This is a genomic window from Chloroflexus islandicus (assembly GCF_001650695.1).
Lineage (GTDB): Bacteria > Chloroflexota > Chloroflexia > Chloroflexales > Chloroflexaceae > Chloroflexus > Chloroflexus islandicus.
This window is the reverse complement of the sequence record NZ_LWQS01000050.1, coordinates 1-20,077: the sequence shown is the minus strand read 5'-3', so window position 1 is coordinate 20,077 and position 20,077 is coordinate 1. Positions and strand designations below refer to the sequence as shown.

The following is a 20,077-nucleotide window of genomic DNA, read 5'->3' as shown; positions in this document are numbered from 1 at the left end:
AATGGAGAGACGTTGCAATGCAACGTCTCTCTCTGCTTTGATCGGCAAAAAACTCTTTGCACTTTTAACAGCCATGTACAGTATCTAGCGCGTATGCGTGCGACATTAACACGAAAAAGTGTTGACCGTTGCTAGTATCCATGCTAGAATAGGCGCGATTACCGCAGAATCCTGATCGCTGCCTTCAGGCGGGAGTAAAAGGAAGGATAGGTCATGGCGGATCCCGACAGCATCTTGCAGCTTGGCGTTGAGGCCGCGCGTAAAGGGGAAAAGGACGAAGCACGCAAGCTCTTCCGCCTGCTGACCCGTGAACATCCGGAGAATATTCAGGGGTGGCTCTGGCTGGCCGGCGTTGCAGAGGATCGGGAAGAGCGACAGGCCGCACTCGAGCAAGTGTTGCGCCTTGATCCCAAGAATGACATGGCGTTGAAAGGGTTGCAGGCGTTGGGTGTTACCCCCAAACCCGCCGCCGCGCCCCCCGCTGCACCCGCCGCTCCGGCCACGCCGCCGGCGCCGGCCACCCCACCACCGGCAGCACCGGCAATGCCCGACATTGACGAAGACGACCCCTTTGCCCAACTCGATGCCCTCTCAGAGGTGATGGCGACCGATGCGGGCCCGGTACGGCGCGATCCTGACGTTCCCCGGCCCGCGCCAACGCTGGGCAGCGCAGCCGAAAACGAGCAAGCGCCAGCGCCGGCCCCCTCACGCCCTAGCCGTTCGAGCGAGCCGCCACCTAGCCGGTCCAGCCGGCCCAGCACCAGTTGGGCCCGCGGGAGCAGTAGCAGCAAGCCGGCCAAACCAGCCAAGCCAGCGCGCAGCGGCGGCTTGAATTTCGGCAATTTGTTCCGGCGCTCTGGCCCGCCCCCACGCCGCGATGACGATCTGGAAGAAGAGACGGTACCGGCCAAAAAGGGATTAACGCCGTTGACGATGGCTCTGATCGCCGTGCTGCTGATCAGTTGTATCGGGCTTGGGTTCATCTTCCTGTCACAGCGCAACCGCACCGCCACGGTGCCGCCGGCACAGGCGACGAGCCAAGCTGCAACCAGTATGGCGGCGACTGCCGAGTCAACCTTGGCGCCGACGACGCCGCCAGCCGGTGAACCAACGCCAACGGCTGCTGCTAGTGAGGAACCAACCCCCGCAGCAACTGTCGAGCCAACGCCAGAACCGGCGCCGCCACCGCCGCCAGCGGTCGATCCGGCCCAAGCGAACCCCGATCTGGTCAGTCCCGGCACCGAGCTAGTCAGCAATGGGTGGGCGTATGACTTTAACCAACCCACCTACGCCGCGCCAATTATCGGGTCGCTCAATGGGGTAACGCCGAACAATGGTCGCTTCGTGGTGGTGCTAGTGTTTGTGCGCAATACTACTGGCCAAGCCCAGCCGATCCCGCTCGATTTCTTCGTGCTCAAAGACGCGCAAGGCCGGGTGTGGACACCGCGACTTGATGCGTCGGATGCGTATGTCATCCGCGGTGTGAATGCCGACTTGAGCCAGAGCGAACCGGTGCCTGCCGATGGGTTTGTGCGCAGCGTGGCGATCTTGTTCGATGTTGCGCCTGACGCAACCGATCTGGTCTTCTTTGCCCGCAGCAATCCCAATCAAGGTTGGTTGGTGCTGAGCCGGGTGTAACGCCGGTGATGGCACGGAGGCGGGGTGGGGGACGAGGTTACATTCGATCTTGAGCAGTGGCTGCACCGCGGCGCGCTGGCAGCGCGTCGCGGTGATGTTGTGGCGGCACGCCGCATCTTTCGCGCTCTGAGCCGGATCGCGCCGCACGAGCGGCGGGTGTGGATCGGGTTGGCCCGGGTGGCGGAAACCGCTGCCGAACGCGATGAGGCGCTACGCCGGGTTGAAAACATTCTTCCCGTAGCGACAGAGATTCAACCCTCCCTCCCGCCCTCCCCTCCCTTGGACAAGGAGGGAGGAGTGGTAGAACCGGCGCTGCCGCCACGGCTGGCCCCAGCCAAGCCGCGCGCTGAACGCCAGCCTCACCAGCGCCGGTTGGGATGGCAACTGCCGGCAATGCTCTTGCTGATCGCCGCGGGCTTGCTGGCGGTGAGCTGGTGGCAGCGCCAACCGGTTACGTCGCTGCCGCCAACCCCATTTCCCACCAATTTGCCCCCCACACTGGCGGCAATTGGGCCGCTGCCAACGCCATTGCCAACGGGGATTGTCGTGACGACGCCTGTCGTGCCGACACCCTCGCCGCCGCCGCCAACCCCGTCGCCGCCGCCAACCCCGTCGCCGGAACCTAACACGCGCACGCTGGGACAACTGATCACCTACGATCAGTGGCAGATCGGGTTGTTGCGGCGCGAGGATGTGGTGGTGATTGACGGCGAACTCGGCCCAATCCGGCCAACGGGACACCTGTTGGTGGCGTTGTTGGCGGTGAGTAACGAAGCGCCGGTCGAGCGGGTGTTGCCCGCCACCCTTTTCGCGGTGGAAGATGAGAGCGGGCAACGCTATGCCCCCTTGCCGGACGCTTCGCGCCAGTATCTCGACCAGTTTGGGCGCGGGTTGTACGGCGATCTGGCGCTCGAAGACGCCTTTGCGCCGCAGAGCGGCTTGCGCAGTGTGCCGGTGCTGTTCGATCTGCCGGCCAATCGCGTGCCGGTACGATTGTGGGCCGGTGGCGAAGGCTGGCCGTTACGGTGAAATGGTGAACAGGCGATCGAGTACCGGTGAACCCAATGCCGCCGCCACTTGATCGGCCAACCGGTCAAGCGGGTCGGTTTGGGGTAGAGGATCGAACGCCGGTTGCCAGCCTAACTGCCGTAACCATCCCCGCCGAAACTCGTCGTTGGCAAACAGGCCGTGCAGATAGCACCCCCACACCCGGCCATCGACGCTCTGGCACCCATCGTCGTCAGCGGCGGGTGTTGCGCCGCGCCGGACAATGCGCAGCAACGGTTGCGCTTCCCCAAGCCGGCGGCTGCGGCCCATGTGGATTTCGTAGCCATGCAGTTCGGCGGCGCCGGCCCACGCCGCCTGCGCCTTCGCTACGGTTTGGGTGGTCTGTTTGTCGGGGGCAAAGACGGTTTCGACCGGCAACAAACCGAGACCGTCGTCTTCGCCGCCAGCTCCCTCAACCGCCAGCGGATCGCTGATGCGCTCGCCGAGCAGTTGGTAGCCGCCACAGATGCCGGCAATCGCGCCGGTAAACTGGCGCAGCGCCGCATCAAACCCGCGTTCGCGCAACCAGCGCCGGGCAGCGAGGGTGTGTTTGGTGCCGGGCAGAATCACTGCCGCCGCGCCGGCCAATTGCGAAGGGTAATCAATATAGCGTACCGTCACCCCCGGCTCGCGGGCCAGCGGGTCGAAGTCGTCGAAATTGGCGATGGCCGGCAAGCGGATGACAGCAATCACGAGACCGTGCGCCGGAGCCGGTCGGGCCTGATCGAGCGCCACCGCATCTTCGGCGGGCAGATCAAGATCCTCGATCCACGGCACCACCCCTAGCACCGGCACGCCGCCGCGCTCTTCCAGTATGCGCACGCCATCAACGAACAAGGCCGGATCGCCGCGAAAGCGGTTGACGATCAGACCTTCGATCAACCGGCGTTCAGCCGGTTCGAGCAGCATCAAAGTGCCGAGCAGTTGGGCGAAGATCCCGCCGCGATCGATGTCGCCGACCAATAAGGTGCGGGCTTGGGCATAGACGGCTACCCGCATATTGACCAGATCGCCGGCCTTCAGATTGAGCTCAACCGGACTGCCGGCCCCTTCGGCGATGACCAGATCGTATTCGGCGCGCAGCGCATCAAGGTTGCGGGTGATCACCGGCCACAGCAGCGCCTTGCGTTGCCAAAAATCGGCGGCAGCGAGGGTTTGCCACGGCTTGCCTTCGACCACGATCTGGCTGCGGCGCTGGCCTTCAGGCTTGATCAAGATCGGATTCATCGCCACGGTCGGCGCGATGCCGGCAGCCGCGGCTTGCACCGCCGTGCTGCGCGCGATCTCACCGCCATCAGCCGTCACAGCGGCGTTGTTGCTCATGTTTTGGGCTTTGAACGGGGCCACCCGCAACCCGCGACGGGCGGCCAACCGGCAGAGCGCCGCCACCAGCGTGCTCTTGCCAACCGATGAAGCGGTACCAACCACCATCAAGACAGGTGCAGGCATACGTATCTCCTCCAAGGCAGCGGTGTAACGTCACAGCGACGCTATCTCTCGCCACGCCGCCACCAAGCGCGCATTGTCTGCCGGGAGGCGGGGAGCGATGCGCACCCACTCCGGCAAGCCAAACGACGTGCAATCGCGCACCACACAACCGTGCGCCAGCAACCGGCGGCGGGTGAGCGCGGCATCAGCGCATTGCACCAGCATAAACGGCAGCGCTGACCGCCACACAGTTAAGCCGAGCTGGCGCAACCCGGCGGCCAATTCATCGCTGGCGGCCCACAAGCGCGGCAGCGTCGCCGGCAAAAACGCGGTATCGGCCAGCATGGCCAGCGCCGCCGCCTGCGCCGCGCTACTCACACTCCACGCCGGTTGCCAGCGGGCAATCGTGCTCGCTGGCTCAGGTTCAGCAATCGCGTAGCCGATACGCAAACCGGCCACCGCATAGCTCTTAGTGAGCGAATAGATGCGGATCAGGTTGGCCGGCGCGTGGTCATCGAGCGGATCGTGACCGGCAACATCACGCTCCAACGACAGATAGGCCCGGTCGAGAATCAGCCAGCCGCCGTAGCGGGCGCAGGCGTGGGCCAATTCAACGATGGTCGCGATTGCCACGGGCACGCCGGTCGGATTGTTAGGCGAGCAGAGCCACAGCAAGCGCGGCTGCAACCGTTCAATCGCCGCCAATAGCGCCGCCGGATCGGGTTGAAACTGGGTCGCAGCCGTACTGCGCACCTCCACCACCTGCATCCCGGCCAGCCGGCAAGCGTGGGCATACTCGCCATAGGCCGGAGCCGCCACCAGCGCGGTTGTTCCCGGCGCCCCCAAGGCCCGCGCCGCCAGATGGATCAACTCATTCGCGCCGTTGCCGGCCACCACCGCCTCAAGACGGCAGCGGTGGCGCTGCGCCAACTGTTGCCGCAAACGCAGGCAGCTCCGGTCGGGATACGGAGCCGGATCGAGCGCGCGCAAGGCGGCCAAGACGGCGGCAGGCGGGCCGAAAGGATTGATGTTGCTGCTGAAATCGATCACCTGATCGGGGTGCAAGCCGAACTGAGCCAACTCAGCTTCATCGAGCGCGCCATGCGCTACGGGGTGCGGTTCCATGCTGCCTCCAGTGCGCGCAGCTCGACCGGAATACCGCAGACAACTAGATAAACCTCGGCGGCGGCGGCGGCAACGCGCTGATTAGCCAGACCGAGCAGATCGCGGTACTGCCGGCCCAGCGGATAGGCGGGCACAATCCCCATGCCAACTTCATTAGTGACGGCGATCAGTGTCAGATCACGCTGGTCAACCATCACCAGCAGATCGTCGAGTTCACGATTGATAGCCGGCTCAGGATCGGATTCATTAGCCAGCAAAAGATTGCTCACCAGCAGCGACAAACAATCGAGCAACACCACCGATCCCGCTGGCAAATCGGCGAGCGCAGCGGCGACATTGGCCGGCGCTTCGCGCGTCGACCACGTTGGCGGGCGGCGAGCGCGATGGCGGCTAATCCGCTCGCGCATCTCATCGTCGCCGGCGGTAGCGGTCGCCAGATAGATCACCTGCTCGCTCAAGCGGGCCGCGTAGTGCTCGGCGCACCGGCTCTTGCCGCTGCGGGCGCCACCGGTAAAGAGGACAACTGTACTCATCAGCCACCTCAATCATGAAGGCGCAAACGCAAAGGCGCAAAGGGAGCAAAGATGCAGAAGTTTTAACGCAAAGACGCGAAGGGCGCGACGATCGCAGAGGGTTTTGTAATGTTGGTAATAGCATGGTTGTTGCCATATTCTACATATTCTTAACTACTGATATTTGAAGCATTTTAATGAAAACACTAATTAGATTAGAGGCTAACCGTAACATTGCTTCTATCACCCTTACAATCAAAATCCTTTGCGCCCTTTGCGTTCCCTGCGCCTTTGCGTTTACCCTTTTGCGCCCTCTGCGGAGCCGGACAGCCGTCCGGCTCTACTGTGCGTTAACAAATGTGCTGGCAGCGGCGACAAACCGCTCGGCGATGGACGGGCAGGCCAGAAAATGCAAATGAATGTACGACGCCAGCGTCTGCCCAATCACCACCCCTTCGCTGGCCGGTTGCGGACGCATTGCATCAGGCAAGCAAGCGTAGAGCGGCGGCAGATCGGTGGGCCGCGCTTCCCAAACCGAATAGTGAAACTCGTGGCCGCGCACCGTTTCGCCAGCGCGCCACAGCCACGTCTCGGCTTGGGCCACGATCGTGCGGTAGCCGAGGGTGAGGCGCGGCGTCATGCGCGAATGGCCGGGCAACACACCGGCCATCGCAAAGGCTTGGCCGTGCTGATCGATCAGCGTTTCGGTCAGGTACATCAAGCCGCCGCACTCGGCGTAGATCGGCATCCCGGCTGCCGCCGCTTCCCGAATCGCGGCCAGCATCGCCTGATTGGCGCCCAGTTGCGCGGCAAAGAGTTCAGGAAAACCGCCGCACAAATAGATCGCCGCTGTCCCTGCCGGTAAGGCGGTATCGTGGAGCGGGCTAAAAAAGGCGAGTTCCGCCCCAGCGGCCTGCAACAGATCGAGATTATCGGGATAGATGAAATTAAACGCCTCATCGCGGGCAATGGCGATCACCGGTCGCACACCGCTCACCGGCGCGAGCACAGTTGGCACTGGCACGGGCAATGGCGGCGCGGTATGGGCAATGGCCAGCAGCCGGTCAAGGTCAACCGTCTGCTCAACCCGCGCCGCCGCCTCATCGAGCCACTCTTGCCAGCGGCCCGGCTCGGCCACCGGCACCAAACCGAGATGGCGTTCGGGCAAGGTGAGCGCATCGTGACGCGGCACATAGCCCAACACCGGCACCCCGACCGTCTGCTCGACGGCATCACGGATCAGCGCAGCATGGCGCGGGCTACCAACCCGATTGAGAATGACGCCGCCGATTTGGAGCCGGCGGTCGAAATCGCGCAAGCCGGCGATCAGCGCCGCGGCGGTGCGGGCCATCGCGCGCGCATCGAGCACAATGATCACCGGCGTCGCGGTGAGGCGGGCAATGTGGGCGCTGCTGCCGGTATCGTCATCGCCGGCGTAGCCATCGAACAGACCCATCACCCCTTCGATCACGGCCAGATCGGCCTCGGCGCTGCGGCGGGCCAGCACACCGGCGATCTGGTCAGGCGGGATCAGCCACGAGTCGAGGTTGTGGCACGGCCTGCCGGCGGCGAGAGCATGGTAGCCGGGATCGATGTAGTCAGGGCCGCACTTAAACGGCGCGATGCGCAGACCGCGCCGGCGCAAGGCGGCGATCAGGCCGGCGGTAATGGTCGTCTTGCCGCTGCCGCTCATCGGCGCGGCGAATAGCAGGCGGGGCAGGTGGATCATAGGTCGTCCCACAACATTGGATTGGCAGGAAATTGGGCCGGATCGTACCACGCCAACGTATCGGCTAATGACGCCACTTCACCCACCACCAGCACAGCCGGCGGCGGCAACTGCGCCGCTTGCTGGCGATCCGGCAAGGCAGCGAGCGTGGCCCGCAGCACGCGCTGATCGGCGCTGGCGCCGCGACTGATCAGCGCCGCCGGCGTATCGGGATTGCGGCCAGCGGCGATCAGATAGGTACACACCTGCGCCAGCCGTTCGAGCGCCATCAACACCACGAGGGTCGGCGACGCGGCCAGCAAGGCCCAACTGATCCCGCTACAGCCGTGCGGCGTAGCTTCGTGACCAGAGACGACGGTAAACGCGGAGGCGACGCCGCGCCACGTGAGCGGGATCCCGGCATGGAGCGGCACCGCCAGCGCCGAGGAGACTCCCGGCACAATCTCGAAGGGCAGACCGGCAGCCGCCAGCGCCGCCGCTTCTTCGGTCAGGTGGGCAAAGACGCCGGGGTCGCCGCCCTTCAGCCGCACCACCTGCAACCCGGCACGCACCAAGCGCACCAGCGTCTCGGTGATCCCGTCTTGGCGCACGGAATGGTGGCCGGGCCGCTTGCCGACGAAGATCCGTTCGGCGTGAGGCGGCGCTTCGTCGAGCAGGCTCGCCGCGATCAGGCGGTCGTAGAGGACGGCATCGGCTTGGCGCAGCACAGCCAAACCGCGCACAGTAATCAGGTCAGCGCGACCGGGGCCGGCGCCGACGAGATAGGCTTTACCGGTCATAAGCTACTCCGGGTTGGATATGGGATACGGATGAACACTGATGGAAACGAATTACCACGGATCGGGCCGGAATGGAGAACGTTATCGCAATTCATAATGCACCTCGCCATTTATGGAGTGCGGCAGTTACACTGCCGCAGTCCATACGCTCTTCGGAATGTCATTCATGCGGCAGTTACACTGCCGCACTCCATACCGTTGCACGGCAGGCAAATTGCCGCACTCCATACCGCACTTCGGAATGTCATTCATGCGGCAGTTACACTGCCGCACTCCATACGCTCGCTTAGAATGTCATCGCAACGCATCACAATGCACCTTGCCGTTTATGGAGTGCGGCAGTCACACTGCCGCAGTCCATACCGCACTTCGGAATGTCATTCATGCGGCAGTTACACTGCCGCACTCCATACGCTCGCTTAGAATGTCATTGCAACGCATCACAATGCACTTTACCGTTTATGGAGTGCGGCAGTCACACTGCCGCACTCAACACCGCACTGTGGAACGTCATTCTGGCGGCAGTTACACTGCCGCAGTCCATACGCTCGCTTGGAATGTCATCGCAACGCATCACAATGCACTTTACCGTTTATGGAGTGCGGCCGTCACACTGCCACACTGTGGAATGTCATTCTGGCGGCAGTTACACTGCCGCAGTCCATACGCTCGCTTGGAATGTCATCGCAATGCATCGCAATGCACCTTGCCGTTTATGGAGTGCGGCAGTCACACTGCTGCACTCCATACCCTTGCGCGTCAGGCAAACTGCTTCACTCCATACAGCTACATCACGCTTCCGCCAACCATTCGGCAATCGCGTCGCGGATTGCGGCGGCGCGGGCCGGCGCGGCGCCATGGCTGCTCACGGCAATGGTGATGCCGCCGCTGCGATGCACTGCCGGCACATGGAAATCGCCGGCGCTGGGATCATCGGCGACGTTGCAGAGTGCGCCGGCGGCGCTGGCTGCCGCGGCAATGCGGGCATTGACAGCGCGATCATCGGTGGCGGCGAAGACGAGCCGTGCGCCGGTGAGGTCGCCGGCTTGATAGCTGCGCTGTTCCCAGATCAGTCTGCCCGCCGCTGCCCATTCGGCCAGTTGCGGCGTGGCGGTGGGGCTGATCAGCCGCACTGGAAAGCCGGCGGCGAGCAGGCTGCGCACTTTGCGCTCGCCGACAGCGCCGCCGCCAATGACCACCGCCGGCATGTGCGACGGTTTGGTCAAGACGATTGGGTAATCCGGCGCGGGTGTGGCGGCGGCGGTTGGGGTTGGCGCAGCGGCGCGGGTGGTGTAGCCACGCGGCGTCACCATGTGGCCGGCTAGGGCAAAGCTCTGGCTATTGCCGATCAGCACCACCGTCAACATATCGGCTTGCTCTGGATCGGCTTCGGCGAGGGTGGTCAGCGTAACCTGCTCATCGGCGCGAGTGACTTGGCGGCCAAACGCGACCGGCGTTTGCGGCGGACGATGCTCGCGCACGATGGCGAGGGCCGCGGCCAATTGCCAGTTCCGCCCTTGCGAGCGTGGATTGTAGAGCGCAATCACGAAATCGGCTTGGGCCGCGGCGCGCAGCCGGCGCTCGATCAGCGGCCATGGGGTGAGCAAATCGCTGAGGCTGATCAGGCAGAGATCGTGATTGACCGGTGCGCCAAGGCGGGCCGCCAACGCCTGAAATGCGCTCACACCGGGAATGACTTCGACAACGGGATCGCGGCCAGTCCATCCCTCGGCGTGCAAGATCTCGAAGACGGGTGCGGCCATCGCGTAGATGCCGATGTCGCCGCTGCTGACCAGCGCCACCCGCCGGCCAGCCCGCGCCAGTTCGATGGCGGCCCGCGCCCGTCCCATCTCGTCACCCATCGCCGGGGTGACGATGACCTCTTGGTCGGGCCGCAGCAACGGACGGATGAGGTCGATATAGCGGCCATAGCCGGTGACGACCTCGGCATGGGCCAGCGCTTGCCGGGCCGCAACTGTGAGCTGGGACAGATCACCCGGCCCGATGCTGACCAGCGCCAGTTGGCCGGCAGCGGGAGCGGCATCGCACGGGTTGGCGACAGGTGCGCGCAAGGCAACGGCGACGGTGCAACGGGCAAACGACCGCTTCGGCGCGAGCAACGGCCCATGCGCCGCCACTACCGCGCACGGCTCGGCCACACCCGGCAACTCGAACCGGCTGGCAGCGCTGGGGCTAAAACCCTCTGGGTCGAGTGCGCGCAACTGCTCGGTGGAGATGATGGTGAGCGGGACGCCAAGTTGGGCCGCGAGCGCGATGATCCCCGGCTCGGTCGCTTTCAGCTCGGCGGTAGCGATGGTCGCAACGCACTCCGGCAGTAGATCGGCCTCAGCCAGCGTCGTCGCTAGCGCCTCGGCCAACTCGCCAACCGGCGTCTCGCGCCGGCACCCAATCCCCACCGCCAAGACTGGCGGCAGATAGCGCAAGGCTTTGGGACGCAGCGACTCCCACAGGTCAGCCAAGCGGCGGTGGGACACCACAATCGCGGCGGCAAAATAGTCACTGGCAAGAGCAGACGGTTCGCTGACCCATTCGACTGCCGGCACAGCGGCGAGTTCGGCGGCCAGCACATCACGCGCCGTTGGCAACGCCGGATCAACCCACACCCCGATCGGCTCGCCATTCACCAGACACGCCATGACGTGGGTAGTCGCCGAATCGGCGGCCAGCCGCCAACCGCGATCGCGCCCGATCAGATCGAGCGCCGGCAACCCTTGGGTATCGCTGGATGTCGTCAATACGGCATGGCCGCCGGTCAGCGCGGCCAACCGGCGGGCGAGTTCGTTCGCGCCGGCGCGATGGCCGCCCACCAACGGCACCGCAAACTGGCCCTGCTCGTCGAGGCAAACCACTGCCGGATCAACGGTTTTAGCGCGCAGCAATGGCGCCAGCGAACGCACCGCAATCCCGGCGGAACCGATGAAGACAATCGACCGCGCCGACGTCCACGCGGTCTGCACCGCTTCGGCGACGGTCGCATAGGGCATGGCGGCGGGCAGCTCAGCCGCAAAGCGGGCCGGCACCCACACAATGGCCGGCAACGCCGGGGCGAGGCGACCGGCCAGCGCCAACCCAGCACGGGTGATAGCGATGAGAGCGATGTTGGTCATAAGAACCTCAAATGATGTCAACGCCAACGGGTAGGGGCATCGCGTTGCGATACCCAATGCATCGCGTTGCGATGCCCAAGGGCATCGCGTTGCGATGCCCTTGGGCATCGCGCTATGTCCCTACCCGCCGGCGCAAACGATGGCTATAGGTTGGATCGTAGAGTCGGCTGGTTGGCCGATCGGTGCGTTTGTGGGCCGGATCAAGGGCCGCGCCAACCAAAATCAGTGCCTGCCGGGTGAAGCCAGCCGCTTTGACTTTGGCAGCAATATCGCCGAGCGTGCCGTGAATAATCTCTTCGTCGGGCCATGTCACCCGGTACGCCACTACGACCGGCGTATCCGGCGTGTAAGCGCCGCCAGCCAGCAAATCTTCCACCACTTGCTGAATCCGGGTAATGCCGAGGTAGATTGCCAGCGAAGCACCGTGCGCGGCCAGCCGGGTGAGCTGCTCGCGCTCCGGCAAGGGGGTACGTCCGGCGGGCCGGGTAAAGATGATCGTTTGCACCAATTCGGGAACGGTCAGCTCGACGCCGAGACGGGCCGCGAGGGCGAAAGCGGCGGTCACGCCGGGAACGACCTCATACGGGATCCCAGCTTCATCAAGCGCGGCCATCTGCTCGTGGATCGCACCGTACAGCGCCGGGTCGCCGCTGTGCAAGCGCGCCACCACCTGCCCGGCCTGCGCCGCTTCGCGCATCAGCGCCACAATCTGGTCGAGGTGCATCTCAACCGAACCGACGATCCGGGCTTCAGGCCGGGCATACGCCGCCGGCAGCGCCGCGTCAACCAGACTATCGGCGTAGAGGATCAGATCGGCTTGGGCCAGCACATCACGCCCGCGCACCGTAATCAGATCGGGCGCGCCGGGGCCGGCCCCGACAAAATAGACAGTTCCGGGAACGACGGGGTAGGTCATAGCACTTCTCCGCGGCGAACAATAACGAGCGACAGGTACGGGCGATGGTGCGGGTCGAGTGTCCGCAAATCGCGCGTAATAAATTCACCCTCCAGTCCCACTCTCTCGGCATAGAGGGCGTGGTCAAGGAGGCCAAGTTGTTCAAGCGCCGTGAGGATGGACGGCGCCGCAGCACCGGCCTTCATCAACACAACCGTAGCAAACTCGGTGAGGAGGCGCTGCAAGGTGGCGGCATCAGTCTCGTAGCTGGCCGGCAGCACAATCAGCCGCTCGTCGGCCATAGCGAGCGGCATGCCGGCGGCGGCGGCAGCGGCGGCGAATGACGTGACGCCGGGAATGACTTTGACCGGCAGGGTGGGAGCGCACACCCGCAACTCGCGCCACAGGTAGAAAAAGGTGCCGTAGAGCAGCGGATCGCCGAGCAAGAGATAGACCCCGCGCCGCTCGGCGCCGAGGGTCGCGGCCATCACTTCGGCGGCGGCTTGCCACGCCGGACGTAGTTGGCCGGAATCGCGCGTCATCGGCAGCGGCAATGTCACCACTTCTTGGCGGGAAGGATCGATCCACGGCGTCGCGATGCGCAGCGCAATGCTAGCATCGCCGTCGCGGCTCTGCGGCGCAAAGATGACATCAGCCGCCTGCACAGCGCGCAGGCCTTTGAGCGTAATCAGTTCGGGGTCGCCGGGGCCAAGCCCGACCGCAGTGAGTTCAGCATTCATACCAACACCTAACTGTAAGGCGCAGAGTGCGCAAAGGCGCTGTAGAGCCGGACGGCTGTCCGGCTCCCCAAGACGCAAAGGCGCTGTAGAGCCGGACGGCTGTCCGGCTCCCCAAGACGCAAAGGCGCTGTAGAGCCGGACGGCTGTCCGGCTCCCCAAGACGCAAAGGCGCTGTAGAGCCGGACGGCTGTCCGGCTCCGCAAAGGGCGCAAGGTTTTTTGAGATTTGGCATAAGCACGCTTTTGCTACCTCCATAAAATCTTCGCGTTCTTAGCGTCTTTGCGTTTAAAACCTTAGCGTTCTTAGCGTCTTTGCTCGCTTTGCGCCTTTACCCATGTCACGATAAAGACCGGATTGAGTGCGGCAAAGCGCAGATCGGACTGGATCGGCGCGCCGCGGTTGATTTGCACTTGCACCACCCGCGCCGCCGGCAAGAGGGCCAGCGCCGTAGCGAGATGACCGGCGGTCACGAGGTTGAGCACCAGCCGGCCGCCGGCGCGCAGCCGTTGCTGGGCCAGCGCGATGATTGCCTCCAACCTCCCGCCGCTCCCGCCGACGAAGATCGCATCGGGGTCGGGCCAATCGGCGCACGCCTCCGGCGCTTCGCCGTGGGCCGCGTGCAGGTTAGGCGCGGGAAAACGGCGCAGATTAGCGTGAATATGTTCGACAAACACCGCACGCCGCTCGACCGCGTAGACCCGTGCGGTTGGGCAGGCGCGAGCCGCCTCGATCGCCACCGCACCACTACCGGCGCCGATGTCCCACAACACCTCGCCGGGTTGCAAGGCCAGCTCGGCCAGACTAAGCAAACGCACTTCGCGCTTGGTGATCTGGCCGGCTTCGGTGCTGAAAGCCTCGTCAGGCAGGCCGGGAGGGATGGGACGCACGGGCCGGTCGTTCCAGACCACCAGCACATTGAGCGGATCAAATTCGGCGGTGACGAGAGCGGCGAGGGTAGCGGAGACGACGCGCTGGCGCGGCCCGCCAAGCTGCTCGCAGACCGCGCAGCGGCTGGCGGGATCCATCCCGGCAGCGATCAATGCTTGCGCGATCACTGCCGGCGTCTGCTGGCGATCGGTCAGAATCGCCGCTTTGGGCGCGGCCAGTACCGCCGGAATCATCGCGGCCACCGGACGGTTGTGGGCACTGAGCAAGACCGCATCGTGCCACGGCTCGGCCAGCGCGGCAAAGGCGAGTTGGGCCGAAGTCGGAGCCGGCACAATGTCGAGCGCTTCGGGCGGAAACACCCGCCGCAAACTGGCGCCAATGCCGTACCAGAGCGGATCACCTGACGCCAGCACCACCGCCGTTTGACCAGCTTCCCACGCCTGTTGCAACCGGGCCAGCGCCGGCTCCACACTCGCTTCGACCGCCAGCCGCTCGGCGGCCACCTCAGGAAACGCAGCCAGATGGCGCTTCCCGCCTACCAGCAGATCGGCGCGGGCGATCCGCTGAAGAAGCTTAGCCGGCAAACCATCAGCGCCGGCATCGGTCAGACCGACCACCAGAATTGGCACGCGCCGGCTCATGGCTCACCCTCCACGATCGTATCATCTTCGGGCAACGGATCGGTTGGCAAGCGCTCGATCAACGGCGGCGGCAGAGTCGCAGGATGCGCGTGATCGGCAGCGACTGCCGCAGCGCGAGCCAGCACCGTGCCATCAAAATCGACCAGAATGGTCTCGAAATCCATCGCGCCGCCGTGGGCGGCAATGAAGCGCAGGCACTGGTCGAGGGCCAAATCGACGATCCGCTGCAACGGCGCTTGCTGGCCATACTGCTGGCACAACTCAAGAAAATGGCGGCCAGTATTCGCCTGCGCCACCGCCTGCACCAACTCGTCCGGCGCACCCACTTCACGGCAGACCTGCGCCAGAAAGGCGAAATCGACCTGATTACCGGCTACGTGAGTTTGCATATAACCTTGCGCGGTCTTGATCATCTTGCCGATCATGCCCACAAACACGGCTGACGGTACGCCATGGGCAATGCAGGTTTTAAGCGCATCGCCGGTAAAGACGCTCAATTCGACAAAGGCGATCTCTGGCAGCTCAGGAAAGATGCGCATCGCAAACTTCTCGGAGCGGGCACCGGTGCAGAGGATCATCTTCTGGACGCCATTGCGAGCCGCCATTTCGACCGCTTGGATCACGCTGGCCCGCCACGCAGCGGTGCTGTAGGGAAAGACCTTGCCGGTGGTGCCGAGAATGCTAATCCCGCCGATAATGCCAAGGCGCGGGTTGAGCGTCTTTTGCGCGATCTGCTCGCCGCCGGGCACGCTGATAATCACCTCTAGCCCGGCCTGCTCCAGAAACGCTTCGCCGCCGGGAGCATACTCACGCACAGCATCGAGGACGTTAGCGGTAATCTGCTGGCGCGGCACCGGGTTGATCGCCGGCCCGCCGACCGGCAACCCCAAACCGGGCAGCGTCACCCGCCCCACCCCCTCGCCGCCTTCCAGATGAATGCCCGGCGCGGTCACGAGCCGCACCTGCGCGCAGATCAACGCGCCGTGGGTGACATCGGGATCGTCACCGGCATCTTTGCGCATACAGCAATAGGCGCCGTTCTCATCGAGCCGGGTGACGGCGGGTGTCATCGTCGCGGTTTCGCCAATCGGCAAGGTGATCGTCACTTGCGCCGGCCACTGCCCGCTCAAGAGGGCAATTGCAGCCGCTTTGGCGGCGGCTGAGGCGTTGCTGCCGGTGGTGTAGCCGGTGCGCGAACCGCGTTTGTTGCGGGGCGGAACCATATCGGCCATCGCGTGTCTCCGTATGTCCATGTTTCACCACAGAGGGCGCAGGTGGTTTGTACCGCAGGGGGCGCAGAGGGCGCAGAGGTTGGCGTATTGGTTGCCATCCCCAAAACCCTTTGCGCTCTCTGCATCCTTCGCGCCTTTGCGTTAAAACCCTTTGCGCTCTCTGCGCCCTTCGCGCTTGCTGGTTTTTTACCGCAGAGGCCGCAGGGGGCGCAGAGGTTGGCGTACTGGTTGCCATCCCCCAAAACCCTTTGCGCTCTCTGCGCCCTTCGCGCCTTTGCGTTAAAACTCTTTGCGCTCTCTGCGCCCTTCGCGCTTGCTGGTTTTTTACCGCAGAGGCCGCAGGGGGCGCAGAGGTTGGCGTACTGGTTGCCATCCCCCAAAACCCTTTGCGCTCTCTGCGCCCTTCGCGCCTTTGCGTTAAAACTCTTTGCGCTCTCTGCGCCCTTCGCGCCTTTGCGTTTATTGTCCCTGCGCCTTCGCCCCCTCTGCGCCTTAACGTCACACATCGCGGTTGTCCTCACCGAGCGCCAACCGCAGCAGTGCATTGACAATCGCCGTCGCCACCGGTGAACCGCCTTTGCGACCAGCGGTGACGATCCACGCCACATCTTGGCGGGCCATGAGCGCCGCTTTGCTTTCGGCGGTGTTGACGAAGCCAACCGGCACACCGATGATCAACGCCGGCTGCGCGCCGCGGTCAAGCAGATCGAGCAGCTCGAACAAGGCGGTCGGTGCGTTGCCGATCGCCACAATCGCGCCGGCCAGATGGCCCTGTTCGTAGGCCCAACGCAAGGCGGCGGCGCTGCGGGTGAGACCGGTCGCCGCAGCGAGTTGGATAACGTCCGGCAGGTCGTTGAAGCAGTGCGCCACGCCGCCGAAGCGGTGCAGCCGCCGCTGGTCGATGCCAACCCGCGCCATCTGCACATCGGTGATCACCGCGCAACCGCGTTGCAACGCAGCGACGCCGGCCTCGATCGCACCGGGACTAGCTTGGGTCATCGTGGCGAACTCGAAGTCGGCGGTGGTGTGAATGATCCGCTCGACGACCGTCGCCAACGGTTGCGGCAAGGTGATCCCGCGTTCGGCCAGCTCGGCGCGGATGATCGCGAACGAGCGAGCGGCGATCTCGGCGCCAGCCACAGGCACGTGCTCGGTCATAGGTTCGCTCCCCGGCGCAACTGCAAAGCAACCTGCGCCACCCGCCGGCCCAAGGCTTGCGCCTGCAATAGATCGGCTTCGGTCATCTCACCAACCGACGTCGCACCGTAATAGGAACCGGCCTGCTCCATCAGCGGCGTCCACGGCAGACCAACGATGATCATGCCGCCGCCGAGCATCCAGTGCAACACCGAGAGCAGGGTAAACTCGGTGCCGGAATGGCGTCCGGCGCTGCTGGTAAAGGCCGCGCCTACTTTGCCGGCTAAGCTTCCCTCTTCCCACAGATCGCCGGTCGTGTCGAGCCAGCGCTTCAACGTGCCCTTGATACCCGTCCAGTTCGGCGTACCGATAATGATCCCGTCAGCTTCGAGCAGATCGGCTTTGGTGGCGTGGTTAGGCAAGCGCACCTTCACCTCGGCGCCGGGAACGGTCGCTACGCCGGCGGCGATGGCTTGGGCTAATTGGGCCACGTGATCGCCAACATCGTGCAAAATAAAGATGCGGCACGTCACATCAGTCATTGGCGGATATGCTCCTTCCAGTAGTGGTAGGTCTTGGCGACAGCGGTCACGACATTCTTGATCTCGGCTTCGAGCCGGAACTGCGGCCCCGCCGGCAACAGCAAGACCCGATCTTCACGCCGCACACTGACATTTTCCACGATAATCGCCCGCAACAGCCAGATCGCCATCTCTTCACTCTCGCAAACGAGGCCGATCCAGCCGGGAGCGACATCGGTCTTCACCGGCAGGTCAGTCACCATCGTCAGCGCGCGGGAGAGTTCGGCAATCACGTGAGCATAGCCGGCGGGATCGGCCTGCACCGTAGCCGGATCGACCGGTTCGAGCAGGGTGCCGCGATGGGGCGGGCCGCCGGCCAGCGCCAATTCGCAGAAGGGGTTATTGGGGTCATCCCCGCCCCACACTCGATCCCATGCCACCTGCCCCTGTTCATCGAACACCAGCGGCGCCGCGGTCATCGGCGCGGCGCTGACCGGACGGCCACCGCGGTAGCGAGGTGGTAAGATCGCCTCGATCCCGCGCGCCGGCGGCTCGCCGCGCAGGCCGTGATCGTGATCGCTGGTCTGCGGGCGGCCAAAATCGGCGGTAAAGCCGGGGAAGAGGCGGCGGTATTTGCACACATCGCAATTGACCGCCGCTTGGCCTTGCACCGCTTCACGGAACCGCTGCTCGATCGCCGCGATCACTCCCTCGTGCAGACCAAGATGGCCGGTGAGGACGAGATCGTGATCGGGATAGCGTTGGCGAGCAGCAATGACCTGCTGCTCAATCCGTTGCAAAATCCGCCCGGTAAAGATCAGGTATGGAATGATCATCACCCGCCGCGCACCGAGCGCGATACAGGCATCGATCGTTTCCGGCACGCGCGGGGTAGTGATGCTGTAGAAGCCGTACAATACCCGCGCATAACCGCGCCCTTCCCACAGCAAGCGGGCCATGCGGGCCACATCGGCATTGCTATCGGGATCACTGCTGCCACGGCCAATCAAGGCCAGCGCCGTCTCAGCGCGCGGTACTGGCGGCGCTGCCGCTTCAGCTTCAGCCAAGCGGTCGCCAAGGGCTTTGAGCAGTGAATACTGCACCCCTAGCGGCGCGCCATAGTGGATGGTGAGTTCGGGCCAGCGCGCGCGCGCCTCGCGCAACGCGACCGGAATATCGTTCTTTTGATGGCCGGCAGCGCCGAGCAAGAGCGGCAATGCGACGATGCGCTGATAACCGGCGCGAGCGCAAGCGTCAATCGCCTGCCCAATCGGTGGATCGGCCAATTCGAGAAAGCAAGGTTGGACAAAGAGATCGAGCCGTTGTTGCACCAACGCGGCCAGTTGGTGGTATTCCTCTACTCCAGCGGCATCGTCGGTGCCGTGGCCGATCAGCAACAGAGCGGTATCAGTCATCGTGGCGACCTCGATTCGTGAAACGTGCGAACGCCAAAGCTCCCAACCAGCCAATGCTGACCAGCGCCATCACCAACCGTCCCAACCGGCGCGCCTCGCCGATCATAGCGGCATCAGGCAGGCGCTGGCCATCGCCGAGCGCATAGTGATCACGCTTAGTCAACACCGTATCCAGCGCACCGGCCATCGCCGCCATCGGCCAGCCGGCGTTTGGCGAAGCGGTGCGACGCGCGTCACGCCACGCCACCGCCAGCGCCGCGCCGCCGCGCCGGTTGGCAAGCTGCGCGGCCAGCGCAATCAGCAGCGCCGTCAAGCGGGCCGGCGCCAGATTAAACCCATCATCGCAACGAGCCGCAACCTTGCCCAGATGCTCGAACCGCTCGGTGCGATAACCCCACATCGCGTCGGCAGTATTGGTCAAGCGATAGATCACCATCCCCGGCAACCCACCGGCAAGCAAGGCCAGCAACGGCGCCACTACGCTATCACTCAGATTCTCGGCCAGCGACTCGATCGCCGCCCCAGCCACCTCAGCGGTGCTCAGATCGTTGGTTGGCCGGCTCACTAAATGCCAACCGAGCAACCGGCGCGCTTCGGCCAGATCACCAACCGCCAAAGCCGCTTCCACCTCAGCCACCGCCCGATCGAGACCGCGATAGGCCAACAACAGCGACGCCAGCGCCCCATGCGCCAGCCAATGGCGCGGTGCGAGCACGGCGACACCGCCGAACACCACCCAACCACCGGCCAGCCACACCGCCCCCCACACTAACCGCGCCCCCGGCGCAGCCGGCGCCAGCCGTTCACCCCAGCGCAACCAGCGCCCCATCACCCCGACCGGATGCAGGTGGTTGGGCGGATCGCCGAAAACGGCATCTATGGCTAAGGCTGCTAACGCCGCTGCGGCGCGCTGTTGGATGAGGTGAGGTAGAGGTGGCATAGATACTGTATTTATGGACTGCGGCAGTTAAACTGCCGCACGCCAGACCAAGCGAACTTCAGCCAATGCGTTTGCGGCAGTCAAACTGCCGCACTCCATAACATTCTTCTCGTATGAGCGGGAGATTGCTTCGGGCGCTCCACGCCCTCGCAATGACATATATCCCTCCGCGCCCTTGCGTTAACCCCCCTCCCCCAGCGGGGGAGGGGCCGGGGGTGGGGGCCAATCCCCCCTCCCCCAGCGGGGGAGGGGCCGGGGGTGGGGGCCTCTCCCCCCTCCCCC

General features: G+C 64.5%; 16 protein-coding genes. 2 read left to right on the top strand and 14 right to left on the bottom strand.

The genetic code is table 11. From position 1 onward, the window contains the following. The first annotated feature begins 213 nt into the window (after nucleotides 1-213). Complete coding sequence (locus A6A03_RS09430; protein ID WP_066786969.1) at nucleotides 214-1,638, top strand: tetratricopeptide repeat protein; 1,425 nt, start codon at nucleotides 214-216, stop codon at nucleotides 1,636-1,638. A gap of 24 nt (nucleotides 1,639-1,662) precedes the next feature. Further along, nucleotides 1,663-2,667, top strand: a complete 1,005-nt coding sequence (locus A6A03_RS09425) for a tetratricopeptide repeat protein (protein WP_066786966.1) — start codon at nucleotides 1,663-1,665, stop codon at nucleotides 2,665-2,667. On the opposite strand, the gene A6A03_RS09420 is transcribed toward A6A03_RS09425, so the two are convergent. The 14 genes from A6A03_RS09420 to cbiB all read right to left on the bottom strand — a co-directional run bounded on the left by A6A03_RS09420 (nucleotide 2,659) and on the right by cbiB (nucleotide 19,795). Next, nucleotides 2,659-4,134 carry a cobyric acid synthase gene (locus tag A6A03_RS09420; protein ID WP_066786963.1) on the bottom strand — a complete coding sequence of 492 codons (1,476 nt, stop codon included), beginning with the start codon at nucleotides 4,132-4,134 and terminating at the stop codon, nucleotides 2,659-2,661. The two genes, A6A03_RS09425 and A6A03_RS09420, sit on opposite strands and share 9 nt — an antisense overlap. 30 nt (nucleotides 4,135-4,164) lie before the next feature. Next, the gene (locus A6A03_RS09415; protein ID WP_066786960.1) at nucleotides 4,165-5,238 is read right to left on the bottom strand and encodes a pyridoxal phosphate-dependent aminotransferase; all 1,074 of its coding nucleotides are present in this window, start codon (nucleotides 5,236-5,238) and stop codon (nucleotides 4,165-4,167) included. After that, nucleotides 5,220-5,771: a bifunctional adenosylcobinamide kinase/adenosylcobinamide-phosphate guanylyltransferase gene (gene cobU, locus A6A03_RS09410; protein ID WP_066786958.1), complete on the bottom strand. Its 552-nt coding sequence runs from the start codon at nucleotides 5,769-5,771 to the stop codon at nucleotides 5,220-5,222. Before cobU ends, A6A03_RS09415 begins: the two co-directional genes overlap by 19 nt. Before the next feature lie 319 nt (nucleotides 5,772-6,090). Next, nucleotides 6,091-7,479, bottom strand: a complete 1,389-nt coding sequence (locus A6A03_RS09405; protein WP_172812298.1) for a cobyrinic acid a,c-diamide synthase CobB — start codon at nucleotides 7,477-7,479, stop codon at nucleotides 6,091-6,093. Further along, entirely contained in the window at nucleotides 7,476-8,258 is a 783-nt protein-coding gene (gene cobA, locus A6A03_RS09400) for a uroporphyrinogen-III C-methyltransferase (protein ID WP_066786955.1), read from the bottom strand. Before cobA ends, A6A03_RS09405 begins: the two co-directional genes overlap by 4 nt. 791 nt (nucleotides 8,259-9,049) lie before the next feature. Continuing rightward, entirely contained in the window at nucleotides 9,050-11,386 is a 2,337-nt protein-coding gene (gene cobJ / locus A6A03_RS09395) for a precorrin-3B C(17)-methyltransferase (protein WP_066786952.1), read from the bottom strand. Nucleotides 11,387-11,498: 112 nt separating this feature from the next. Then, a complete protein-coding gene (cobM, locus tag A6A03_RS09390; RefSeq protein ID WP_066786948.1) occupies nucleotides 11,499-12,302 on the bottom strand; it encodes a precorrin-4 C(11)-methyltransferase in 804 nt (267 codons plus the stop codon). Continuing rightward, nucleotides 12,299-13,021: a precorrin-2 C(20)-methyltransferase gene (gene cobI / locus A6A03_RS09385; RefSeq protein WP_066786946.1), complete on the bottom strand. Its 723-nt coding sequence runs from the start codon at nucleotides 13,019-13,021 to the stop codon at nucleotides 12,299-12,301. The genes cobM and cobI overlap by 4 nt, the downstream gene beginning before the upstream one ends. Before the next feature lie 302 nt (nucleotides 13,022-13,323). Then, entirely contained in the window at nucleotides 13,324-14,550 is a 1,227-nt protein-coding gene (locus tag A6A03_RS09380; protein WP_066786944.1) for a bifunctional cobalt-precorrin-7 (C(5))-methyltransferase/cobalt-precorrin-6B (C(15))-methyltransferase, read from the bottom strand. Continuing rightward, nucleotides 14,547-15,782, bottom strand: coding sequence for a cobalt-precorrin-5B (C(1))-methyltransferase (locus A6A03_RS09375; protein WP_066786937.1), 1,236 nt, complete (start codon nucleotides 15,780-15,782; stop codon nucleotides 14,547-14,549). Before A6A03_RS09375 ends, A6A03_RS09380 begins: the two co-directional genes overlap by 4 nt. A gap of 498 nt (nucleotides 15,783-16,280) precedes the next feature. Beyond that, on the bottom strand, nucleotides 16,281-16,940 hold the full coding sequence (locus A6A03_RS09370) for a precorrin-8X methylmutase (protein ID WP_066786933.1): 660 nt from the start codon (nucleotides 16,938-16,940) through the stop codon (nucleotides 16,281-16,283). After that, nucleotides 16,937-17,461, bottom strand: coding sequence for an NAD(P)H-dependent oxidoreductase (locus A6A03_RS09365; RefSeq protein ID WP_066786931.1), 525 nt, complete (start codon nucleotides 17,459-17,461; stop codon nucleotides 16,937-16,939). The genes A6A03_RS09370 and A6A03_RS09365 overlap by 4 nt, the downstream gene beginning before the upstream one ends. Next, nucleotides 17,458-18,855, bottom strand: a complete 1,398-nt coding sequence (locus A6A03_RS09360; protein ID WP_066786928.1) for a sirohydrochlorin chelatase — start codon at nucleotides 18,853-18,855, stop codon at nucleotides 17,458-17,460. The genes A6A03_RS09365 and A6A03_RS09360 overlap by 4 nt, the downstream gene beginning before the upstream one ends. Further along, entirely contained in the window at nucleotides 18,848-19,795 is a 948-nt protein-coding gene (gene cbiB / locus A6A03_RS09355) for an adenosylcobinamide-phosphate synthase CbiB (protein ID WP_066786925.1), read from the bottom strand. Before cbiB ends, A6A03_RS09360 begins: the two co-directional genes overlap by 8 nt. Nucleotides 19,796-20,077 lie beyond the last annotated feature (282 nt).

Excerpts from the sequence above, each read along its gene's own strand:
- A6A03_RS09430 (WP_066786969.1), top strand. The coding sequence starts at position 214 with ATGGCGGATCCCGACAGCATCTTGCAGCTTGGCGTTGAGGCCGCGCGT.
- A6A03_RS09420 (WP_066786963.1), bottom strand. The coding sequence starts at position 4,134 with ATGCCTGCACCTGTCTTGATGGTGGTTGGTACCGCTTCATCGGTTGGC.
- A6A03_RS09415 (WP_066786960.1), bottom strand. The coding sequence starts at position 5,238 with ATGGAACCGCACCCCGTAGCGCATGGCGCGCTCGATGAAGCTGAGTTG.
- cobU (WP_066786958.1), bottom strand. The coding sequence starts at position 5,771 with ATGAGTACAGTTGTCCTCTTTACCGGTGGCGCCCGCAGCGGCAAGAGC.
- A6A03_RS09405 (WP_172812298.1), bottom strand. The coding sequence starts at position 7,479 with ATGATCCACCTGCCCCGCCTGCTATTCGCCGCGCCGATGAGCGGCAGC.
- cobA (WP_066786955.1), bottom strand. The coding sequence starts at position 8,258 with ATGACCGGTAAAGCCTATCTCGTCGGCGCCGGCCCCGGTCGCGCTGAC.
- cobJ (WP_066786952.1), bottom strand. The coding sequence starts at position 11,386 with ATGACCAACATCGCTCTCATCGCTATCACCCGTGCTGGGTTGGCGCTG.
- cobM (WP_066786948.1), bottom strand. The coding sequence starts at position 12,302 with ATGACCTACCCCGTCGTTCCCGGAACTGTCTATTTTGTCGGGGCCGGC.
- cobI (WP_066786946.1), bottom strand. The coding sequence starts at position 13,021 with ATGAATGCTGAACTCACTGCGGTCGGGCTTGGCCCCGGCGACCCCGAA.
- A6A03_RS09380 (WP_066786944.1), bottom strand. The coding sequence starts at position 14,550 with ATGAGCCGGCGCGTGCCAATTCTGGTGGTCGGTCTGACCGATGCCGGC.
- A6A03_RS09375 (WP_066786937.1), bottom strand. The coding sequence starts at position 15,782 with ATGGCCGATATGGTTCCGCCCCGCAACAAACGCGGTTCGCGCACCGGC.
- A6A03_RS09370 (WP_066786933.1), bottom strand. The coding sequence starts at position 16,940 with ATGACCGAGCACGTGCCTGTGGCTGGCGCCGAGATCGCCGCTCGCTCG.
- A6A03_RS09365 (WP_066786931.1), bottom strand. The coding sequence starts at position 17,461 with ATGACTGATGTGACGTGCCGCATCTTTATTTTGCACGATGTTGGCGAT.
- A6A03_RS09360 (WP_066786928.1), bottom strand. The coding sequence starts at position 18,855 with ATGACTGATACCGCTCTGTTGCTGATCGGCCACGGCACCGACGATGCC.
- cbiB (WP_066786925.1), bottom strand. The coding sequence starts at position 19,795 with ATGCCACCTCTACCTCACCTCATCCAACAGCGCGCCGCAGCGGCGTTA.